Origin of the sequence: Mesorhizobium sp. BR-1-1-10 (genome assembly GCF_020165595.1) — a bacterium.
Classification (GTDB): Bacteria; Pseudomonadota; Alphaproteobacteria; order Rhizobiales; family Rhizobiaceae; genus Mesorhizobium; species Mesorhizobium australicum.
Genome location: NZ_JAIUIL010000009.1, coordinates 181,038 through 200,785 on the forward strand (window position 1 = coordinate 181,038; position 19,748 = coordinate 200,785).

Annotated in this window: 13 protein-coding genes; 3 read left to right on the forward strand and 10 right to left on the reverse strand. The window is 63.0% G+C overall.

Annotation, left to right across the window (positions count from 1 at the left end; all coding sequences use genetic code 11):
• Window positions 1-20: 20 nt before the first annotated feature.
• Both LB555_RS20885 and LB555_RS20890 read left to right on the forward strand, forming a co-directional pair.
• On the forward strand, window positions 21-467 hold the full coding sequence (locus LB555_RS20885; protein WP_083883080.1) for a TadE/TadG family type IV pilus assembly protein: 447 nt from the start codon (window positions 21-23) through the stop codon (window positions 465-467).
• Window positions 468-2,222 carry a TadG family pilus assembly protein gene (locus LB555_RS20890; protein WP_140663196.1) on the forward strand — a complete coding sequence of 585 codons (1,755 nt, stop codon included), beginning with the start codon at window positions 468-470 and terminating at the stop codon, window positions 2,220-2,222. It abuts the gene before it with no gap.
• 28 nt (window positions 2,223-2,250) lie between these two features.
• Here LB555_RS20890 and LB555_RS20895 read toward each other — a convergent pair whose 3' ends face one another.
• The 10 genes from LB555_RS20895 to LB555_RS20940 form a co-directional block, all read right to left on the reverse strand.
• Window positions 2,251-3,885, reverse strand: coding sequence for an alpha-glucosidase family protein (locus tag LB555_RS20895; RefSeq protein WP_224683642.1), 1,635 nt, complete (start codon window positions 3,883-3,885; stop codon window positions 2,251-2,253).
• On the reverse strand, window positions 3,885-5,882 hold the full coding sequence (gene glgX / locus LB555_RS20900; protein ID WP_224683643.1) for a glycogen debranching protein GlgX: 1,998 nt from the start codon (window positions 5,880-5,882) through the stop codon (window positions 3,885-3,887). Before glgX ends, LB555_RS20895 begins: the two co-directional genes overlap by 1 nt.
• A gap of 16 nt (window positions 5,883-5,898) precedes the next feature.
• Window positions 5,899-7,527, reverse strand: a complete 1,629-nt coding sequence (locus LB555_RS20905) for an alpha-D-glucose phosphate-specific phosphoglucomutase (protein WP_224683644.1) — start codon at window positions 7,525-7,527, stop codon at window positions 5,899-5,901.
• 3 nt (window positions 7,528-7,530) lie between these two features.
• Window positions 7,531-8,976, reverse strand: a complete 1,446-nt coding sequence (gene glgA, locus LB555_RS20910; protein ID WP_015318688.1) for a glycogen synthase GlgA — start codon at window positions 8,974-8,976, stop codon at window positions 7,531-7,533.
• 102 nt (window positions 8,977-9,078) lie between these two features.
• Window positions 9,079-10,344, reverse strand: a complete 1,266-nt coding sequence (gene glgC / locus LB555_RS20915; protein ID WP_015318689.1) for a glucose-1-phosphate adenylyltransferase — start codon at window positions 10,342-10,344, stop codon at window positions 9,079-9,081.
• 51 nt (window positions 10,345-10,395) lie between these two features.
• Window positions 10,396-12,609, reverse strand: a complete 2,214-nt coding sequence (glgB, locus tag LB555_RS20920; protein WP_015318690.1) for a 1,4-alpha-glucan branching protein GlgB — start codon at window positions 12,607-12,609, stop codon at window positions 10,396-10,398.
• Window positions 12,610-12,680: 71 nt separating this feature from the next.
• Window positions 12,681-15,143, reverse strand: a complete 2,463-nt coding sequence (locus LB555_RS20925; RefSeq protein WP_015318691.1) for a glycogen/starch/alpha-glucan phosphorylase — start codon at window positions 15,141-15,143, stop codon at window positions 12,681-12,683.
• Between the two features lie 133 nt (window positions 15,144-15,276).
• Window positions 15,277-16,059, reverse strand: a complete 783-nt coding sequence (locus tag LB555_RS20930) for an ATP-binding cassette domain-containing protein (protein ID WP_015318692.1) — start codon at window positions 16,057-16,059, stop codon at window positions 15,277-15,279.
• Window positions 16,056-17,117 carry an ABC transporter permease gene (locus LB555_RS20935; protein WP_015318693.1) on the reverse strand — a complete coding sequence of 354 codons (1,062 nt, stop codon included), beginning with the start codon at window positions 17,115-17,117 and terminating at the stop codon, window positions 16,056-16,058. Before LB555_RS20935 ends, LB555_RS20930 begins: the two co-directional genes overlap by 4 nt.
• Window positions 17,118-17,276: 159 nt before the next feature.
• Window positions 17,277-18,332, reverse strand: a complete 1,056-nt coding sequence (locus LB555_RS20940; protein WP_411908817.1) for a sugar ABC transporter substrate-binding protein — start codon at window positions 18,330-18,332, stop codon at window positions 17,277-17,279.
• 189 nt (window positions 18,333-18,521) lie between these two features.
• On the opposite strand from LB555_RS20940, the gene LB555_RS20945 reads away from it, so the two are divergent.
• Window positions 18,522-19,748, forward strand: a complete 1,227-nt coding sequence (locus LB555_RS20945) for an ROK family transcriptional regulator (protein WP_140878458.1) — start codon at window positions 18,522-18,524, stop codon at window positions 19,746-19,748.

Consider the following 19,748-nt stretch of genomic DNA (forward strand, 5'->3'; position numbering starts at 1 on the left):
AATTTGGGCATGCTGGTGCCATGGTTCACCACCCCATTTTCGAGGCTCGAAGGCGCCGGTTCCGATCAAACAATTCGGGAACTTCAGCGGTCGAGTTCGCTTTGCTGTCCCCGCTTTTCATCCTTCTTCTGCTCGGAATGGTTGCGTACGGCATCTATTTTGGCGCCGCCAATTCGATCCAGCAAATTGCAGCCGACGCTGCCCGAACAGCCATCGCTGGGGTGAACCAGACCGAGCGGCAGACGCTCGTGGCCAGCTATCTCACCAACAATGCCGGCGGCTACCCCTTCGTGGACGCCAGCAAACTGACCTACCAGGCCAACGACAGCATCGCCGACGGAAGCCAGTTCGTGGTGTCCATCTCCTACGATGCCCGCAACCTGCCGATCTGGAACCTGTTCCCCGGCATAGCCATGCCAGGGACGACCATCAAGCGTCAGTCAACGATCAGGGTCGGGGGTATCTGAATGCTGCGGCGGGCGGGCAAGGGTATCGACCGGCTTGCACGGTCGATGATGGGAGACAGGAAGGCGAACTTCGCCGTCATGACCGCATTGAGCGCGCCGGTCGCATTGGCATTGGCGGCTGTGGCCATTGACGAAGCCTCCATCTATACCGAGCGCCGGGAAGCCCAGGCGATGGTCGACCTGGCGGCGATTACCGCCGCCTCGAACATCAACAACGTCAACACCGCGGTCGTCACCACACTGACCGACAACGGCATGCCGGGCGTCGTCGTTCAAGCTTCGGGCCAGACCATTGCCCCGGCCACCGGCAAAACGGTGGTGACGGTCACGCAGGGCCGATATGCCTCATCGACCGCCAATGTCAGCCAGCGCTTCCAGGCGGGTGTGACGCCTTACAATGCCGTCCGCGTCACTTTGGCAAAGATTCCGAACCGCTATTTCGCAAGTTCGCTGATCCCCACTCCCGTCATCGGCACCCAGGCCACGGCCAGCATGACGCCGCTGGCGACGTTCTCGGTCGGATCGCGGTTGCTCAGCGTCAATGGCGGCATCCTCAACGCACTTTTGAGCGGACTTCTCGGCGGCAACATCTCGCTCAGCGTCATGGACTACAACGGGCTGATCTCGGCGGATGTGAGCGTGCTTTCCTTCATCAGTGCGCTCGCCACGCAACTGAACATCACGGCCGGTACCTATTCCGACGTTCTGGCATCGAAGGCGACGGTCGGCCAGATCGCTACCGCCATGGCCAATGTTCCCGGCCTCGGCAATACGGCCAAGGTCGCCCTGCAGACCATCGCCTCCAAATCGACCAGCACCGTCAAGATCCCGCTCAGCAGCCTTGTCGACCTTGGTTCGGTCGGCAGCCTGGGCCTCGGCCAACAGCCGTCCGGGCTTGGGGTAGACGCAAGCGCCATGGGCATGCTGACGGCAGCCGCCGTGCTCGCCAACGGTACCAACCAGGCCGCGATCGATCTCGGCGCCACCATCCCGGGGCTGCTCTCCACCAAACTCAGCATCGCCATCGGCGAGCCGATGCAGTCCTCGCCCTGGCTGGCGATCGATGGTATCGGCACTGTCGTGCGGACCGCCCAGACGCGCATCAAAGTAGCCGCGACAGTCGGCGGCGCAGGCGGCAATGTCGGTGGGGGCATTACTCTGGTGTCGGTCAACCTGCCACTGCATGTGGAAGTCGCCTACGCCGAAGCCAAACTCACCGACATAAGCTGTCCTACGGGTCCCGACAGCATCAAGGTCACCGTTTCTGCCCGCCCCGGTGTTGTGGAAGCGCATTTGGCCGACAGCAGTAGCTCCGGCTTTGCCGATTTCACCAAACCGGAATCGTTCTCCGACACTGAAATCGCAAAGGTCAGTCTTCTGATCAATCTACTTTCAGTGACGGGCTCAGCGGCATTTGAAATGGCCAACAACGCGCCGACCGCATTGACCTTCAACAAGGCCGACATCGACGCCAAAACGATAAAGACAGTCTCCACGCAAAACCTGACACAGTCTTTGACGACCTCCCTGATCACTGATCTGTCGCTGACGACCAATTTGCTGGGCTTGCCGCTGCTGAATCTGAATACCTTGCTTTCCACCGTGCGGCCGGCAGTGGTTGCGCTCTTGAACGGCGTGGCGGCGCCGGTCGACGAGTTGGTTTACAATTTGCTCGGAGCCCTTGGTGTGCGTGTCGGCCAGGCCGACGTGCGCGTCACCGGCGCGACCTGCGGCCGGGCGGTGCTCGTTCAGTAGGACCGCCTAGCCACAACCGAAGTGCCAATCAGTCGAGCCGACCGAGAAAGCAGCCGAGAGTTGGCAGCGAGAGGGTGTTTTCCTCGACAGAAGCGGTCCCGCCGAAGACAGCCGTGACGGGTCCGATATCACCCACCAACGGCAAGGTCGCCGGCTCCTCAGCGAAATTGAAGACACAGATCAACCTCTCCCCGCCACCTTCGCGGATGAAGGCGAGCACGTCGCCCTCGGTATCGAGAAAGCGGATCGAGCCGCCGACCAGCGCCGGATGCTGTTTGCGCAAGGCAAGCGCCGAGCAGTAGGCCGACAGCACCGATTGCTCGTCGCCGATCTGCATATTGACCGCGCGGGCGCGATGGCTTGCCGGCACAGGCAGCCAGGGTTTTGCAGTGGAGAAGCCCGCATTGTCGGCGTCGGCCTCCCAGACCATCGGCGTGCGGCAACCATCCCTGCCCTTCACGCCGGGCCAGAAGCGGATGCCGACCGGATCGCGCAGATCCTCGTAGGCAAGCTCCGCCTCCTCAAGGCCGAGTTCCTCGCCCTGATAGAGGCAGATCGAGCCGCGCAGACAGGCGAGCAGCATGATCGAGAATTTGGCCACAAGATCGGGATCGCCAGCAGGCCGCATCCAGCGGCTGACATGGCGGACCACGTCATGGTTGGAAAACGCCCAGCAAACCCAGCCGTCGGCCACCGCGCTTTCGAAGGCCTCGACGCAGCCACGCACATGCGCCGCCGAAAACTGCGAACCCAGCAGGTCGAAAGTGTAGCTCATCTGAAGCTTGTCGCCGCCGGAGGTGTAGGCGGCGAGCGTCTGCAGCGAGCGGCCCTCGTCGCCGATTTCGCCGACGGCGGCGCGGTCGCCATATTCGTCGAGCAACGCGCGGAAGCGCCGCAGGAATGCCAGGTTTTCGGGCTGGGTCTTGTCGAACAGATGCTCCTGATAGAGGTAGGTGTTGGTCTCCGTGTTGGTGCCGGCGACGCTCGAGGCCAAGGGCGGATTGCCGCGCAGCCAGCGGTCGTGGACATAGTAATTGACCGTGTCGAGCCGGAAGCCGTCGACACCGCGATCGAGCCAGAACCGCACCGTGTCAAGCAACGCATCCTGGACTTCCGGGTTGTGGAAATTGAGGTCTGGCTGCGAGGCGAGGAAATTATGCATGTAATATTGGCGGCGGGTCGCGTCCCATTCCCAGGACGGCCCCCCGAAGACCGACAGCCAGTTGTTGGGCGCGCCGCCGTCGGGCTTCGCATCGGCCCAGACGTACCAGTCGGCCTTGGCATTATCGCGGCTGGCCCGGCTTTCGATGAACCATTCATGCTTGTCGGATGAATGCGACAGCACCTGGTCGATGATGATCTTCAGGCCGAGCCGGTGGGCTTCGGCGACCAGCGCATCAAAATCGGCCAATGTGCCGAACATCGGGTCGACGTCGCGATAATCCGATACATCATAGCCCATGTCGGCCATCGGCGACTTGAAGAAGGGCGACAGCCAGACAGCGTCGACGCCGAGCGAGGCGATATAAGCGAGCCTTGACGTAATGCCGCCGAGATCGCCGCTGCCATCACCGGTCGTGTCCTGAAAAGAGCGCGGATAGACCTGGTAGATGACGCAGCCGCGCCACCATTCGGCTCCCTGCCCCAAACTCTCACCGGTCATCACGAACCCTTCCTGACGCCGCCGTTTCCGGTTCGGCTCTCGATCACGAAATTGACGCTGCGCCCCGGCAGCGGGCGCGCAAGGTCAGTCACGTGCGTTTCGATCGCCGGATGCCATCGAAAACCTTCCCGCGCCGGCAAGGTGAAGACGCATTGGCGGCGGTCGCCATTGATCAGGACGGCAAGCCTGCGTTCCTCGCCGCCAAGCAGCATGACGAGGCGATGCCGGCTGGTGTCGTTCCAGTCGGTCGCGTCGAGCGGCTCACCGGTCTCGGTCAGCCAGGCGACGTCGGGAACGCCTGAAGCCTCAATCGGTTCTCCGGTCAGGAAACGCGTGTCCGACAATGCCGGCACCGCCTGGCGAAGGGCTCCGAGCGTCCATGCGTAATGCTCCAACGCTTGATCGCGGCCTGCCCAGTCAAGCCAGGTGGTGGGGTTGTCTTGTGCGTAGGCGTTGTTGTTGCCCTTCTGGGTGCGACCGAATTCATCGCCCGCGGTCAGCATGATGGTGCCGCGCGAGGCGAAGAGCGTGGCGAGCAGAGCGCGCTGGTCGTCGAAACGGGCCTTGACGATCGCCGCGTCGTCCGTCTCGCCTTCGACGCCATTGTTCCAGGACAGGTTCTCGTTATGGCCGTCGCGGTCCTGCTCGCCATTGGCCGCGTTGTGCTTGCGCTCATAGGCGACGATGTCAGCCAGCGTCATGCCGTCATGGGCGGCGATAAAATTCACGCCGCGGCTTGCCGGCTCCCCTGCCCTGTTAAACACGTCGGACGAACCAGCAAGGCGCGTTGCGAGAGCACCGACCATGCCGGCATCGCCGCGCCAGAAGCGTCTGACATCGTCGCGATAGCGGTCGTTCCATTCAAGGAAAGGCGGCCGGAAATTGCCGAGTTGATAGCCGTTTGCCCCGATGTCCCAAGGCTCGGCGATCAGCACGCGGTCGTAAAGCACCGCATCATGGGTGATGGCCTGGAGCAGCGGCGCTTCCGGATCGAAGGCACCATCGACCCGGCCCAGCACCGGGGCCAGATCGAAACGGAAGCCGTCGACACCGGCCTGGCGAACGAAGTGACGAAGTGTGTCGAGCACCATTTCCCGCATCACCGGATGGTCGCAAGCGATCGTGTTGCCGGTGCCCGTGTCATTAACCAGCCCGCCATCCGGCCGGTGCCGATAGTAGGCCTTATTGTCGAGGCCGCGCAGCGAGAGCGTCGGCCCCAGCCTGTCGCTTTCGCCGGTGTGGTTGAAGACCAGGTCGAGAATGGTGCCGATGCCGGCCCGGCGCAACGCGGCGACCGTGTCCTGCAATTCCGTCAGGCCGCCGGGCGCGAGGCGCGGGTCGAGCGCCATGAAGGTGACGGGATTGTAGCCCCAGGCGTTGCTCAGGCCGAGCGGCGGCAGATGCCGCTCGTCGATGGAGGCCGTGATCGGCATCAGTTCCACGGCGGAGACGCCGAGCCTTTGCAGATGCTCGATGATGGCCGGATGGGCAAGAGCGGCGATCGTGCCGCGCTTTTCTTGCGGTACATCCGGATGCAGCTTGGTGAAAGCGCGGACGTTCAGTTCGTAGATCAGGCCGCCCGGGCGAAACAGGGGCGGCAGGATCGGTGGAGCCGTGGGCGAGGCCTTGGTCACGGCCTTGGGCATCAGCGACGCGGTGTCGGCGCCCTCATTGCGCCGCGCGGCGAGCCGCCAGTGATAGGCGTAGGCCCGGTCGATTTCGACGGCGTAGGGATCGGTGAGCAACTTGTCGGGGTCGAACCACAGCCCCCGCTCGGGCGCATAGTCGCCATCGGCGCGCAGGCCATAGCGCGCGCCCGCGGCCAGGCCGGAGACAAAGAGTGAATGGACGCCGTTGCCTTCCGACGCCAGCTCGAGACGATCGAGTTCGCGGTTTCCCTGCTCGTCAAAGATCGAAACCCAGAGCCGTCTTGCCGACGAGGACCATGCGGCGAAGCGGATGCCTTCGCTGGTGATGGTGGGGCCGAGCTGGGTCAAGAGCGCTCCACCGCCCTCAAGTAATGACGCTCGGCTTGTTGCGCCCGGTGTGGCTCTTGATCCCGGCAATGTCGTCGGCCGCCGAAATCAGGTCGGCGAGCGCCTCCTGCGTGTCGAGGTCGTGCTTCGACTTGTCCGGCTCGTAGCGCTCGATATAGACGCGCAAGGTCGCGCCAGACGTACCGGTGCCCGAAAGCCGAAAGACCACACGCGAGCCGCCTTCGAACAGCACCCTTATGCCCTGGTGCTCGCTGGTCGAGCCGTCGACCGGGTCGTGGTAGGCGAAATCATCGGCATTGGCGATCTTCAGGCCGCGCACGCTGGTGCCCGGTAGCGAGCCGAGCTTGGCCCTGAGTTCGTCGACCAGCGCATTGGCGCGGCCGCTCTCAACCTCCTCGTAATCATGGCGCGAGTAGTAGTTCCGGCCATAGGTCTCCCAATGCTCGGTGACGATCTGCTTGCAGCTTTCGCCGCGCGCGGCGAGGATGTTGAGCCACAAGAGGACCGCCCACAGACCGTCCTTTTCGCGGACATGGTTGGAGCCGGTGCCGGCACTTTCCTCGCCGCAGATCGTCGCCATGCCGGCGTCGAGCAGATTGCCGAAGAACTTCCAGCCGGTCGGCGTCTCGTAAATCCCGACACCTAGCTTGTGAGCGACGCGGTCGGCCGCGCCACTGGTCGGCATCGAACGGGCGATGCCTTTCAGCCCATCCTTGTAGCCCGGCGCCAGGCGGGCATTGGCGGCGAGCATGGCGACCGAATCCGAAGGGGTGACGAAAATGCCCTTGCCGATGATCAGGTTGCGGTCTCCATCGCCATCGGAGGCGGCGCCGAAATCGGGCGCGTCCGGTCCCATCATCTCATCATAAAGGTGCTTGGCATGGACCAGGTTGGGGTCCGGGTGATGACCGCCGAAATCGGGCAGCGGCTTGAAATTGCGGCAGGTGCCGTTCGGTGCGCCGAGGCGGTGTTCGAGGATTTCCTTGGCGTAGGGCCCGGTCACCGCATGCATGGCGTCGAAGCGCATGCGGAAGCCCGACTTGAACAGTTTGCGCAGCGCATCGAAATCGAACAGGCTCTCCATCAACTCGGCATAGTCGGTAACCGGATCGATGATCTCGACGGTCATGCCGGCAGCCTTGACTGTCGCGACCGTATCGATGTCAATCGGGTCGATGTCGGCGATCTTGAAGCTCGAAATCGTCTTGGTCTTGGCAAAGATGGCGTCAGTCAGCTTTTCCGGCGCCGGGCCACCATTGCCGGCATTGTACTTGATGCCGAAGTCCTCGTGCGGGCCGCCGGGATTGTGGCTGGCCGAGAGGATGATGCCGCCGAAGGTCTTGTATTTGCGGATGACATGCGAGGCCGCGGGCGTCGACAGGATGCCGCCCTGCCCGACCATCACCTTGCCGAAGCCATTGGCGGCCGCCATGGCAATGGCCTTCTGGATGACCTCCCGGTTATAGAAACGGCCGTCGCCGCCGATCACCAGGGTCTTGCCCTTGAACCCGTCGAGTGCATCGAAAATCGACTGGATGAAGTTCTCGGCATAGTGCTCCTGCTGGAACACTGGCACCTTCTTGCGCAGGCCCGACGTGCCGGGCTTCTGGTCGGAATAGGGCTTGGTGGAAACGGTGCGTATCATGCTTCAGGCAACCCTTTTCGAAAGCAGCAGGCGATAGAGTTCGACGTATTTTTCGGCGCTTCGATCCCACGACACATCGGTCTTCATGCCCTGGCGCTGGATGGTTTCGAAGATTGCGGGACTGGCGTGGGCGTCGGCCAGGCGTCGGATCGCGTGCAGCAGCGCGCCGCCATTGTTGGGGGCAAACTGGAAGCCGGTCGCCACGCCGGCGGCAAACGCTGCTTCATTGGCATCGATGATGGTGTCCGCCAGGCCGCCGGTGCGGGCGACGACCGGCACGCAGCCATAGCGCAGGCCGTAAAGCTGCGTCAGCCCGCAAGGCTCGAAGCGCGACGGGATGACGATGGCGTCGCAGCCGCCCTGCATGGTGTGCGACAGCCCCTCGTCATAGCCGACGACCACGCCGATGCGGCCACGATGGCGTGCGGCCGCGGCCAGCAGCGCGCCTTCGAGGCCGGCGTCGCCCGAGCCGAGGATGGCCAGCCTTGCGCCTGTCGCGACGATGCCGTCGACCACCGTCGCCAATATGTCCATGCCCTTCTGCCAGGTCAGGCGGCTGACGACGCAGACAATCGGACTGCCGTCGCGGTCGAGGCCGAAACGGTCCTCGACCGCGGCCCTGTTCGGCGCGCGGGCCTTCAACGTTTCGGCCGTATAGGTAGATACCAGATGCTTGTCGGTTGCCGGATCCCAGATGGCGGTGTCGATGCCGTTGACGATGCCATGGAGATCGCTGGAACGCATGTTGATAAGGCCGTCGAGGCCCATGCCGAATTCCGGCGAACGTATCTCCTGCGCATAGGTCGGGCTCACCGTGGTGATCGCCCAGGCGGCCTGCAGGCCAGCCTTAAGGAAGCCGACGCCGCCATAATATTCGACGCCGTCAAGCGCCATCGCCGCGGCAGGCAGGCCGAGCTCGCCGAAGATACCGGCCCCGAACTGGCCCTGGAAGGCGAGATTGTGGACGGTCATCATGGATGGGGTGCCGACCGCCTTGCCATAGCGCATATAGGCCAGCGTCATCGCCGACTGCCAGTCATGGGCATGGACGATGTCGGGGAGGTAGCCCGAGATGGCGCCCCCGGCGATATCGGCGCCGGCCTGGCTCAGCGCCGCGAAGCGCCGCCAATTGTCCGGCCAGTCCGCGCCCGAGGCGTTACCATAGGGGCCGCCGGGGCGGTCGAACAGATGCGGCGCGTCGAGCACGAACAAATCGAGCCCGGCGACCTGGACGGCATGGACCGACGCCTTGCCGCCTTGCAGTAGGGGATACTGATAGACGGCCTTCTTTTTCTTGAAGGCGCCCATCACCACGGGAAAGCCCGGAACGAGCGTACGCATGGCCACGCCCTTCGCCGCGAGCGCAATGGGCAGCGCGCCGGTTACATCGGCAAGCCCGCCTGTCTTGATCAGCGGGAAGATTTCGGGAGTGACCGACAGAACCTGCATGCGCTTAACGATCCGCTTCCCATCCATGCCGCCCAAACCGTGTGCGGTTTGGACCACGACATGCACAAAACACCCTAAAGTGACAGCCTGTTGATCACCTGTTCAGGTTGACAACTTGTTGATCATGTCCTGTGTGATCAGGCAGATACCCTTTTCCGAAACCCGGAAGCGCTTGGCGTCGAGGACGGGATCCTCGCCGACCACCAGCCCTTCGGGTATCCTTACGCCGTGGTCGATGACGACGCGCTTCAACTTTGCGTTCCGGCCGACATGAACGTCGGGCAGCATGACAACCTCTTCCAGCGTCGAATAGGAATTGATGCGCGCGCCGGTGAAGATCAGGCTTTTCTTCAGCGAAGCGCCCGAGACGATGCAATCGCCCGACACCAGTGACGAAATGGCGGAACCGCGCCTGCCGTCCTCGTCATGCACGAACTTTGCCGGCGGCTTCAGTTCGGCATAGGTCCAGATCGGCCAATCGCGGTCGTAGAGGTCGAGTTCGGGCGTCACGTCGGTCAGGTCGATGTTGGCCTCCCAATAAGCATCAACCGTGCCGACATCGCGCCAGTAGGCCTCGTTTTCGGCGGTCGAACGCACGCAGGACTTGGTGAAGCGGTGCGCGATCGCCTTACCGTGCGTGACGATATAGGGGATGATGTCCTTGCCGAAGTCGCGGCTGGAGCCCGGCTCGGCGGCATCGCGGCGCAGTTGCTCCATCAGGAACTTGGTCTTGAAGACGTAGATGCCCATCGAGGCCAAGGCGAATTCCGGGTTACCCGGAATGCCGGGCGGGTCAGCGGGTTTTTCGACGAAGGCGATGATGTTGTCCTTGGCATCGACATGCATGACGCCGAAGCCGGTCGCCTCCATGCGCGGCACTTCGAGGCAGCCGACCGTGACATCGGCGCCGGCATCGACATGCTGGCGCAGCATCATCTCGTAGTCCATCTTGTAGATGTGATCGCCGGCCAGGATTACCATGTATTCCGGGCCATAGGCCTCGATGATATCGATGTTCTGGTAGACGGCGTCCGCCGTGCCTTCATACCACTGCGTTTCCGACACACGCTGGCTGGCCGGCAGGATGTCAAAACTCTCGTTTCGTTCGGGCCGCAGGAAGTTCCAGCCGCGCTGCAGGTGGCGGATCAGCGAATGCGCCTTGTATTGGGTGGCGACGCCGAGGCGGCGGATGCCGGAGTTGAGCGCATTGGAGAGCGCGAAATCGATGATGCGCGTCTTGCCGCCGAAATAGACCGCGGGCTTGGCGCGCCGGTCGGTCAGTTCCTTGAGGCGGCTGCCGCGCCCGCCGGCCAACACGTAGGCCATGGCGTCGCGGGCCAGCGGCTGGGTTCTCTTCAAGTCTGCCATTTATACCCTCCCAAGTTACTCGTATCGATGCGCTAACCAGCCTTAACGAGTTCAGTCAGCAGCGAGTTCAAGCATGATCGTCGACAGCGGAGGCAGGAGCATCGTTGCCGAGATGCCCTTGCCCTCCGCCCTTGCCTCGACCATGCCGCCATTGCCCATGCCGGAACCGCCATATTCGGAAGCGTCGGTGTTGATGATCTCGCGCCACTTGCCGGCCTTCGGCAGCGGCACACGATAATTGTCGCGCGGCACCGGTGTGAAATTGGAGATGACGGCGACCGGATCGCCGCCGGGAGCGCTGCGCACCCAGGCGAAAACCGAATTCTGGCTGTCGTCGACGATCAGCCAGGAAAACCCTTCCGGCTCGCAGTCGCGGCCATGCAGGGCCGGGCGTGAACGATAGAGATAGTTGAGGTCGCGCACCGTCTGCCAGACCCCGCGATGCGGGCGGAAATCGAGCAGGTCCCAATCAAGCGCGCGCGCTTCGCTCCATTCGCGGCGCTGCGCGAATTCCTGGCCCATGAACAGCAGCTTCTTGCCGGGATAACCCCACATGAAGCCGTAATAGGCACGCAAGGTCGCGAATTTCTGCCAGTCGTCGCCGGCCATCTTGCCCAGCAGCGTGCCTTTGCCGTGCACGACCTCGTCATGCGAGAGCGGCAGCACGAAATTCTCCGAGAAGGCGTAGGTCAGGCCGAAGGTCAGCTCGTTGTGGTGATGCTTGCGGAAAATCGGCTCCTTGGAAAAATACTCCAGCGTGTCGTGCATGAAGCCCATGTTCCATTTGAAGCCGAAGCCCAGCCCGCCTTCATGGACAGGCGCCGAGACCTTTGGCCATGAGGTCGATTCCTCGGCGATGGTCATGACGCCTGGATGGTGGCCGTACACCTCCTTGTTCATCTTCTGCAGGAAGCTGACCGCCTCGAGGTTTTCGCGCCCACCCTTCTCATTGGGGATCCACTCGCCGGCCTTGCGCGAATAGTCGAGGTAGAGCATCGAGGCGACCGCGTCGACGCGAAGACCGTCGACATGGTATTTTTCGGCCCAGAACAGCGCGTTGTTGACCAGGAACGACACCACCTCGCGGCGGCCGAAATTGTAGATCGCGGTGTTCCAGTCCGGATGGAAGCCCTTGCGTGGGTCGGCATGCTCGTAGAGCGCGGTGCCGTCGAAATGGACCAGACCGTGCTCGTCGACAGGAAAATGCGCCGGCACCCAGTCGAGGATGACGCCGACGCCGGCACGGTGGGCGCCGTCGACAAAGCGGGCAAAGCCGTCCGGATCGCCGAAGCGGGCCGATGGCGCGTAGAGGCCGGTTGTCTGGTAACCCCAGGAGGGGTCATAGGGATGCTCGGAGATCGGCAGGAATTCAATATGGGTGAAACCGGTCTCGATCACATAGGGGATCAGCCGGTCGGCCAGTTCATCCCATGACAGGAAGGAGCCGTCATCGCCAAGCTGCCAGGACCCGGCGTGGACCTCGTAGATCGAGATGGCCTCGCGGCGAGGGTCGGCGTTGCGCCAGAAATTGCGATGCGCCTCGTCACCCCATGCATGCGCCGGCGGCATCGCGGTCACCGAGGCGGTGGCCGGGCGCAGTTCTGATTTGAAGGCGAACGGATCGGCTTTCAGCGGCAACCTCACGCCATCGGGACCGATGATTTCATATTTATAGGGCCGGCCGGCACCGATATCGGGAATGAACAGCTCCCAGATGCCGGTGTCGCGACGGTCGCGCATCGTATGCTGGCGGCCGTCCCAGTCGTTGAAGTCACCGACCACCGAAACGCGCCTGGCATTTGGGGCCCATACGGCGAAATGCACGCCGGACGCGCCTTCGTGCTCGATGACATGCGCGCCAAGCTTGTCGAACAGCCTGAGATGCGAACCCTCGGCGATGTAGTAATCGTCCATCGGCCCGAGTACCGGACCGAACGAATAGGGGTCGGTCAGCCACCAGTCGCCGCCGGCATTGCGGGCGTGGTAGCGCAGCGGCTGGCGCTTCTTGATCGACAGCTTGCCTTCGAAGAAACCGGCCTCGTCGCGCCTGGTCAATTCGCCGACCTCGACGCCGGTCAGGGTGTAGGCCGTAACCGACTGCGCGTGCGGAACGAAGCAGCGTGCGAACAGGCTCTTGCCGGCCTCCTGGACACCGAGAACCGCAAAGGGATTGCCGTGCGTACCGGCGACAATCGCCTCGACATCGCTGGCTGGCGCCAGTCCGTCCGGCCCGCTTGTCGCAGCGGTCGCGCGCGGCTTCCTCATCAGGCGGTCGCCCTCCCCGGGCACCAAGTGTTTGTTTTTGCGGCCATCGTTCGTGGCCTTATGCAATCATATCAGACGGGTACGTTCCAGATTTCTTTCGCATATTGACGGATCGTGCGATCGGAGGAGAACCAGCCGACGCGCGCGACGTTGCGGATGGCGCGCGCGTACCAGTCCGGGCTGTTGCGCCAGACAGCGTCCACCTCGCGCTGGCAGGCGGCATAGGCGTCGAAATCCGCCGCGACCATGAACCAGTCGCTGTCATAGAGGCCATTGATGAGGTCGCGGTAGCGATTGGGATCATCGGGCGAGAAGACGCCCGATGAAACGGCCGCAACCGCCTGCGCCAGTTCAGGGGATGCCTCGATCACGCCGCGCGGATTGTAGCCATTGTTGCGCCGCTCGGCGACTTCTTCGGTGGTGAGGCCGAAGATGAAGATGTTGTCGTCGCCGACATGCTCCTTGATCTCGACATTGGCGCCGTCGAGCGTGCCGATGGTCAGCGCGCCGTTCAGCGCGAACTTCATGTTGCCCGTGCCGGAGGCTTCCATGCCGGCGGTCGAGATCTGCTCGGAAAGATCGGCGGCTGGCATCAGCACCTCGGCCAGGCTGACATTGTAGTTCGGCACGAACACGACCTTCAGCAGGCCGCGCACCGAAGGGTCGCTGTTGATCACCCTGGCGACGTCGTTGGCCAGTTTGATGATCAGCTTGGCGTTATGGTAGCTGGGCGCGGCCTTGCCGCCGAAGAATTTCACGCGTGGCATCCAGTCGCGTTCGGGATGCGAACGGATCTGGTCATAGAGCGCGATCGCTTCGAGGATGTTGAGCAGCTGGCGCTTGTATTCGTGGATACGCTTGACCTGAATGTCGAAGAGCGCCGAAGGGTCGAGCTTGATGCCAAGGCGATCGGCGACCAGATTGGCAAGCCTCACCTTGTTCTGGCGTTTCACCGCGGCGAATTTTTCGCGAAAGGCGGTGTCGTCGGCTAAGGGATCGAGCCCCTTGATCGCTTCGATGTCATCCATGAAGCGGTCGCCGATCGCCTCGCGGGCAAGCGCGGTGAGGCCTGGATTGCACTGGATGAGCCAGCGCCGCGGCGTGATGCCGTTGGTCTTGTTGTTGATGCGATCGGGATAAAGTTTGTGGAGGTCGGCGAAGACTGTCTCCTTCATCAACTCGGTGTGCAGCGCCGACACGCCGTTGATCGAATGCGAGCCGACAAAGGCCAAATTGCCCATGCGCACCCTGCGGTCGCCATTCTCCTGGATAAGCGAGATACGGCTGATCTGCTCGTCCGAGAACTGATCGGTGGCGCGGGCTTCGAGCAGCACCTGCGCGTTGATGGCGTAGACGATCTGCATGTGGCGGGGCAAAAGCCTCTCGAACAGCGGCACGGGCCAGCTTTCCAGTGCCTCTGGCAACAGCGTGTGGTTGGTGTAGCCGAAGGTGCGCTTGGTGACATCCCAGGCGAGATCGAAATCCATGCCATGGACATCCATCAAGAGCCGCATCAGCTCGGGCACGGCGATCGCCGGATGGGTGTCGTTGAGGTGGATCGCCGCCTTGTCGGGCAGAGACTTGAGATCGCCATATTGGCTGAGATGGCGCTGCAGGATGTCCTGCAGCGAAGCGGTGGAGAAGAAGTATTCCTGGCGAAGCCTGAGTTCCTGGCCGGCCATGTGGGAATCGGCTGGATAGAGCACCCGCGACAGTGCATCGGCCTTGTTGCTTTCGGCCAGCGCCCCGATGTGGTCGCCGGCGTTGAACTTGTCGAGCCGGATCGGGTCGATCGGCATGCCGGACCAAAGGCGCAGCGTGTTGACGCGCTTGGCCCGCCAGCCAGCCACGGGCGTGTCATAGGCGACCGCAAGCACATGCTCCCTCGGCTTCCAGACATGGCGTTCGAGGCGGCCGTCCTTCGAGGTGATCGATTCGACCGAACCACCGAAACCGACTTCGAAGGAGCGCTCGCGCCGCTCGAATTCCCAGGGGTTGCCGTGGTCAAGCCAGGTCTCGGGCAACTCGACCTGCCAGCCATCGTGGATTTCCTGACGGAACATGCCGTTGGCATAGCGGATGCCGTAGCCATGCGCGGGGATGTCGACGGTGGCCATGCTTTCCATGAAGCAGGCGGCGAGCCGGCCAAGGCCGCCATTGCCGAGGGCCGCGTCCGGTTCCAGCGCCGCGATCAGGTCGAGATCGACGCCGAGCGACGACAGCGCCTCACGCATGTTCTCCATCAGGCCGAGGTTGGAAAAGGCGTCGCGCATCAGACGCCCAATCAGGAATTCGAGCGACAGGTAATAAACGCGCTTTTCCTGTTGGTCGTAGGCTTCCTTGGTCGCCTGCATCCAATGGTCGACGACGCGGTCGCGCACGACCTTGATCGTGGCGGTCAGCCAGTCGTACTGGGTCGCGACGGTGGTGTCCTTGCCGACCCGGTACTTGAGCGACATCAAGACTTCTTCAGCAAGCGTCTTGGGATCGGGATTGTCGAGAGCGGGGGCTTCGATCGTCATGGCGGATGTCATATCGCCTCTCGTTCGGTTTGGCCTGATCATACCGGCTTTCACCGTTTCTCCCAGCCCACCCTAGTGCATTGCAACATCTTTTCAATCGATTTAGAGAACGCCGTCATCTACTTACCCTGCGGCAAGTTGGCAGTCAGGCCGCCAATGCCGCCTCCGGGGGTGTTTTTGCCCCGGTCATGAAGGCAACGGCGTCGGACATCGTATATTGCTTGGGGTCGATGACGCACAGTCGACGGCCCAGACGGTGGATGTGGATACGGTCCGCCACCTCGAAGACGTGCGGCATGTTGTGCGAGATGAGCACGATCGGCAGGCCGCGCTTCTTCACGTCGAGGATCAGTTCAAGCACGCGGCGGCTCTCCTTGACGCCGAGCGCCGCCGTCGGCTCGTCCATGATGACCATCTTCGACCCGAAGGCGGCGGCCCGGGCCACCGCCACGCCCTGGCGTTGGCCGCCCGACAGGGTCTCCACCGCCTGGCTGATGTTCTGGATGGTCATCAAGCCGAGTTCGGTGAGCTTGTCGCGGGCACGCTTTTCCATTGCCGGACGGTCCAGCATGCGAAGCCACTGACCGACGAAGCCGGGTTTGCGGATCTCGCGGCCGAGGAACATGTTGTCGGCGATCGAAAGCGCCGGCGACAAGGCCAGGTTCTGGTAGACGGTTTCGATGCCGGCTTCACGGGCTTCCATCGGCGACTTGAAGGAGACGGGTTTGCCTTCAAGCCGGATTTCGCCTTCGTCCGGCACGGCCGCGCCGGAAATCGCCTTGATGAGTGACGACTTGCCGGCGCCGTTGTCGCCGATGACGGCAAGGATTTCGCCGGGGTAAAGGTCGAAATCGGCATTGTCGAGAGCGGTGACGCGGCCATAGCGCTTGACCAGACCGCGCGCGGTGAGGATGGGTTCCTGGGTCATGCCGAAACCTTTCTGATCCATTGGTCGATGGCGACGGCGCCGATGATCAGCACGCCGGTGAGCAGCACTTTCCATTGCGGATCGGCGCCGAGCATGTTGAGGCCCATCGAGACGACGCCGACGATCATCGCGCCGAACAGCGTGCCGAGGATGGAGCCGCGGCCGCCGAAGAGAGAAATACCGCCGATCACGGTCGCGGTGATCGCCTGCAGATTGTAGTCGGTAACAGCGGCGGACGGCGAGATCGAGCCGTTGCGGCCGATGGAGACCCAGGCCGCGAAAGCGGCGATCAGCCCGGCAAGGGTGTAAACCGTCATCAGCACCTTCTTGGTCTGGATACCCGACAGCTTCGCCGCCTCCTGGTCGTCGCCGACGGCGTAGACATGGCGGCCCCATGCGGTGTGGTTGAGCACGTACCAAAGAACCAGCACGAGCACGACCGTGGCGATGACGCCGAGCGTCAGCACGGCCGTGCCGACCTTGAAGCTCAGGGCAAACAGGTGCAGCAGCGGTGCCTGGTTGTCGACGTCGGTGTCGCGGATCGTCTCATTGGCCGAATAGATGAAGTTCGTGGCCATGACGATGTTCCAGGTGCCAAGCGTCACGATGAAGGGCGGCAGCTTCATATAGGCGACCAGCAGCCCGTTCAGCAGCCCGCAAGCCGCACCGGCGGCAAGCCCGATCGCCACGGCGAGCACGCTCGGCATGCCGTAGCTGACCGCGCAATTGCCCATGATCACGGCCGAAATCACCATGATCACCCCGATCGACAGGTCGATGCCGGCGGTCAGGATGACCAGTGTCTGCGCGGCGCCGAGAATGCCGACGATGGCGATCTGCTGCAGGATCAGTGTCAGCGTGTAGGACGAGAAGAACCGCCCGCCGATCGTGATGCCGAAGATGACGATCGACAGAAGCAGCACGATCAGCGGCACCGCCGCCGGCGTCGAATGCAGAAAATGCTGGATGCGCTTGACGGCTGATTTGTGCTCGTCAAAAGCGGCTACACTTGTATCGCTGGCCGAGAGAACCTTCTCGAATTCCTGAGCTTGAGCCATGTTTCCTCCCCGTAGGGCTTCAGCCACACGCTGACGCCGTCCACGCCTTCCGGTCTGTCGCCGGGATTATTCGCGTTTACAGTGATGCATCGTCCACCCGATGCGGCCGGGGATCAAGTCCCCCCGGTCGCATCGGTTCCGTTGCCGGTCAGGCCAGTATCAGCCCCAGCACTTGGCGAGGCCTTCCTTGGTGTCGATGGACTTGACGCCCGTCGCCGGCTTGTCGGTGACGAGGTTGACGCCGGTGTCGAAGAAGTTCTTGCCCTCGGTCGGCTTCGGCTTGGTGCCGTCCTTGGCGAAAGCGGCGATCGCCTCGATGCCAAGTGCGGCCATCTGCAGCGGATATTGCTGCGAGGTGGCGCCGATGACGCCTTCGGCGACCGACTTCACGCCGGGGCAACCGCCGTCGACCGAGACGATCAGCACCTGGCTTTCGAGGCCGACAGCCTTGAGCGCCTGGTAGGCACCGACCGCGGCCGGCTCATTGATGGTGTGGATGACGGTGATGGTGTTGTCCTTCTGCAGAAGGTTTTCCATCGCCTTGCGGCCGCCTTCCTCGTTACCGTTCGTCACATCATGGCCAACGATGCGCGGATCGGTCTCATCGCCGATCTTGTTGGGGTCCTTCACGTCGATGCCGTAGCCCATCATGAAGCCCTGGTCGCGCAGAACGTCCACGGTCGGCTGCGAGGGTGTCAGGTCGAGGAAGCCGATCTTGGCGTCCTTGGCCTTGTCACCGAGCGTGGCGGCGGCCCAGGCGCCGATCAGCTTGCCGGCCTCCAGATTGTCGGTGGCGAAGGTCGCGTCGGCGGCGTCGATCGGATCGAGCGGCGTGTCCAGCGCAATCACCAGCAGGCCCGCATCGCGCGCCTTCTTCACCGTCGGCACGATGCCCTTGGTGTCGGACGCGGTGATCAAAATGCCCTTGGCGCCGTCGGCGATGCAGCTTTCGATCGCCGCCACCTGGCTCTCGCTGTCACCGTCGATCTTGCCCGCATAGGTCTTGAGATCGACACCAAGTTCCTTGGCCTTGGCGGTCGCGCCCTCCTTCATCTTGACGAAGAACGGATTGGTGTCGGTCTTGGTGATCAGGCAGGCGCCGACGCCGGCCGCGGACGCAGACGAAGCGAACGCCATCAGACCCAGCGCGGCCGCCGCGAAAACGGTGGACTTCAACAATTTTGTATTGGTCACGATTTCCTCCCAGTGGAACATTTTTCGAATGCCGGCCAACCGGCACCCGCACGGCATCCAGCGACTTCTCCCAGCGCGGATGCTCCCTCAAGGAACACCACGCCAGCGCATCTGTCAATAATTAAATCACTCTTATTTATTATTGACACCCTTGCGTCGTTCACTCATTCTGACCCAAAAGCATTGTGGGGAAACGACGGGAGGAACAGGGTGGAGACGGCCACTGCGAGGCATGGTTCGCCCGAAGCGAACGAGAGCCTCATTCACCGCGGCACCAACCAGAGTGGCATGCGCGACCACAACGAGCGCCTGGTGCTTTCGCTGGTGCGCCAGCACGGCAGTCTGGCGAAGTCCGACATTGCCCGGATGACCGGACTTTCGGCGCAGACGGTCTCGGTCATCATGCGCGAACTGGAGGAAGAAAGCCTGCTCGTGCGCCAGGCGCCGTTGCGCGGCAAGATCGGCCAGCCCTCGATCCCCATGGCACTCAACCCCGAAGGCGCCTTCTTCATCGGCCTCAAGATCGGCCGCCGCAGCGCCGAACTCGTGCTGATCGATTTCCTCGGACAGGTGCGCGCGATGCTGCAGCATTCCTACCGCTACCCTGCCCCACGCGAGACGGTCGAGTTCGTCACGTCAGGCATGAAGACGATGCGCGGCGAGCTGACGCCGGCACAGGACAAGCGCATCGCCGGACTTGGCATCGCAATGCCGTTCGAGCTCTGGAACTGGGCCGACACCGCCGGCGCGCCGCGCGACGTGATGGACGAATGGCGCCATCGTGACATCAGGACCGACATCCAGGCGCAATGCGATTTTCCGGTTTATCTGCAGAACGATGCCACCTCCGCCTGCGGCGCCGAACTGGTCTTCGGCCAGACAGGCGCGGCGCGGGATTTCGTCTATTTCTATATCGGCGCCTTTGCCGGCGGCGGCATCGTGCTCAACGGCCGGCTGTTTGGCGGGCCGACGGGCAACGCCGGCGCGCTCGGCTCCATGCCTGTGCCGGGGCTGGATGGAAAACCGACCCAGCTGATCGACGTGGCCTCGATCGCCATGCTCGAAAAAACACTCAACGCGCGTGGCGTCGAGGCCTCTTATCTGTGGACCTCACCCGAGGATTGGGGGGAGATCGGCGCCGCGCTGGACGAGTGGATCGCCAGCGCCTCGCAGGCGCTCGCTTACGCCATCGTGGCAGCGTCCTCGGTCATCGATTTCGAAGCCGCGGTGATCGACGGCTGGATGCCGAAGGCCGTGCGCCAGAGGCTGGTCGAGGCGGTCGTGACGGCAATCGGCGCGATCGACGGCGAAGGGCTGAAACTTCCGGCCGTCCGCGAGGGAAGCGTGGGTATCCATGCCCGGGCGCTCGGCGGCGCCAGCCTGCCGCTTTCCGAACGCTTCCTGATCGGTTCGACGACGATCTCCAGGGGCGCGTGA

What these genes read in the sequence shown, in the direction of transcription:
- LB555_RS20885 (WP_083883080.1), top strand. Translation starts at nt 21, where the DNA reads ATGGTTCACCACCCCATTTTCGAGGCTCGAAGGCGCCGGTTCCGATCA.
- LB555_RS20890 (WP_140663196.1), top strand. Translation starts at nt 468, where the DNA reads ATGCTGCGGCGGGCGGGCAAGGGTATCGACCGGCTTGCACGGTCGATG.
- LB555_RS20895 (WP_224683642.1), bottom strand. Translation starts at nt 3,885, where the DNA reads ATGACCGGTGAGAGTTTGGGGCAGGGAGCCGAATGGTGGCGCGGCTGC.
- LB555_RS20905 (WP_224683644.1), bottom strand. Translation starts at nt 7,527, where the DNA reads ATGATACGCACCGTTTCCACCAAGCCCTATTCCGACCAGAAGCCCGGC.
- glgA (WP_015318688.1), bottom strand. Translation starts at nt 8,976, where the DNA reads ATGCAGGTTCTGTCGGTCACTCCCGAAATCTTCCCGCTGATCAAGACA.
- glgC (WP_015318689.1), bottom strand. Translation starts at nt 10,344, where the DNA reads ATGGCAGACTTGAAGAGAACCCAGCCGCTGGCCCGCGACGCCATGGCC.
- glgB (WP_015318690.1), bottom strand. Translation starts at nt 12,609, where the DNA reads ATGAGGAAGCCGCGCGCGACCGCTGCGACAAGCGGGCCGGACGGACTG.
- LB555_RS20925 (WP_015318691.1), bottom strand. Translation starts at nt 15,143, where the DNA reads ATGACATCCGCCATGACGATCGAAGCCCCCGCTCTCGACAATCCCGAT.
- LB555_RS20930 (WP_015318692.1), bottom strand. Translation starts at nt 16,059, where the DNA reads ATGACCCAGGAACCCATCCTCACCGCGCGCGGTCTGGTCAAGCGCTAT.
- LB555_RS20935 (WP_015318693.1), bottom strand. Translation starts at nt 17,117, where the DNA reads ATGGCTCAAGCTCAGGAATTCGAGAAGGTTCTCTCGGCCAGCGATACA.
- LB555_RS20940 (WP_411908817.1), bottom strand. Translation starts at nt 18,332, where the DNA reads ATGTTCCACTGGGAGGAAATCGTGACCAATACAAAATTGTTGAAGTCC.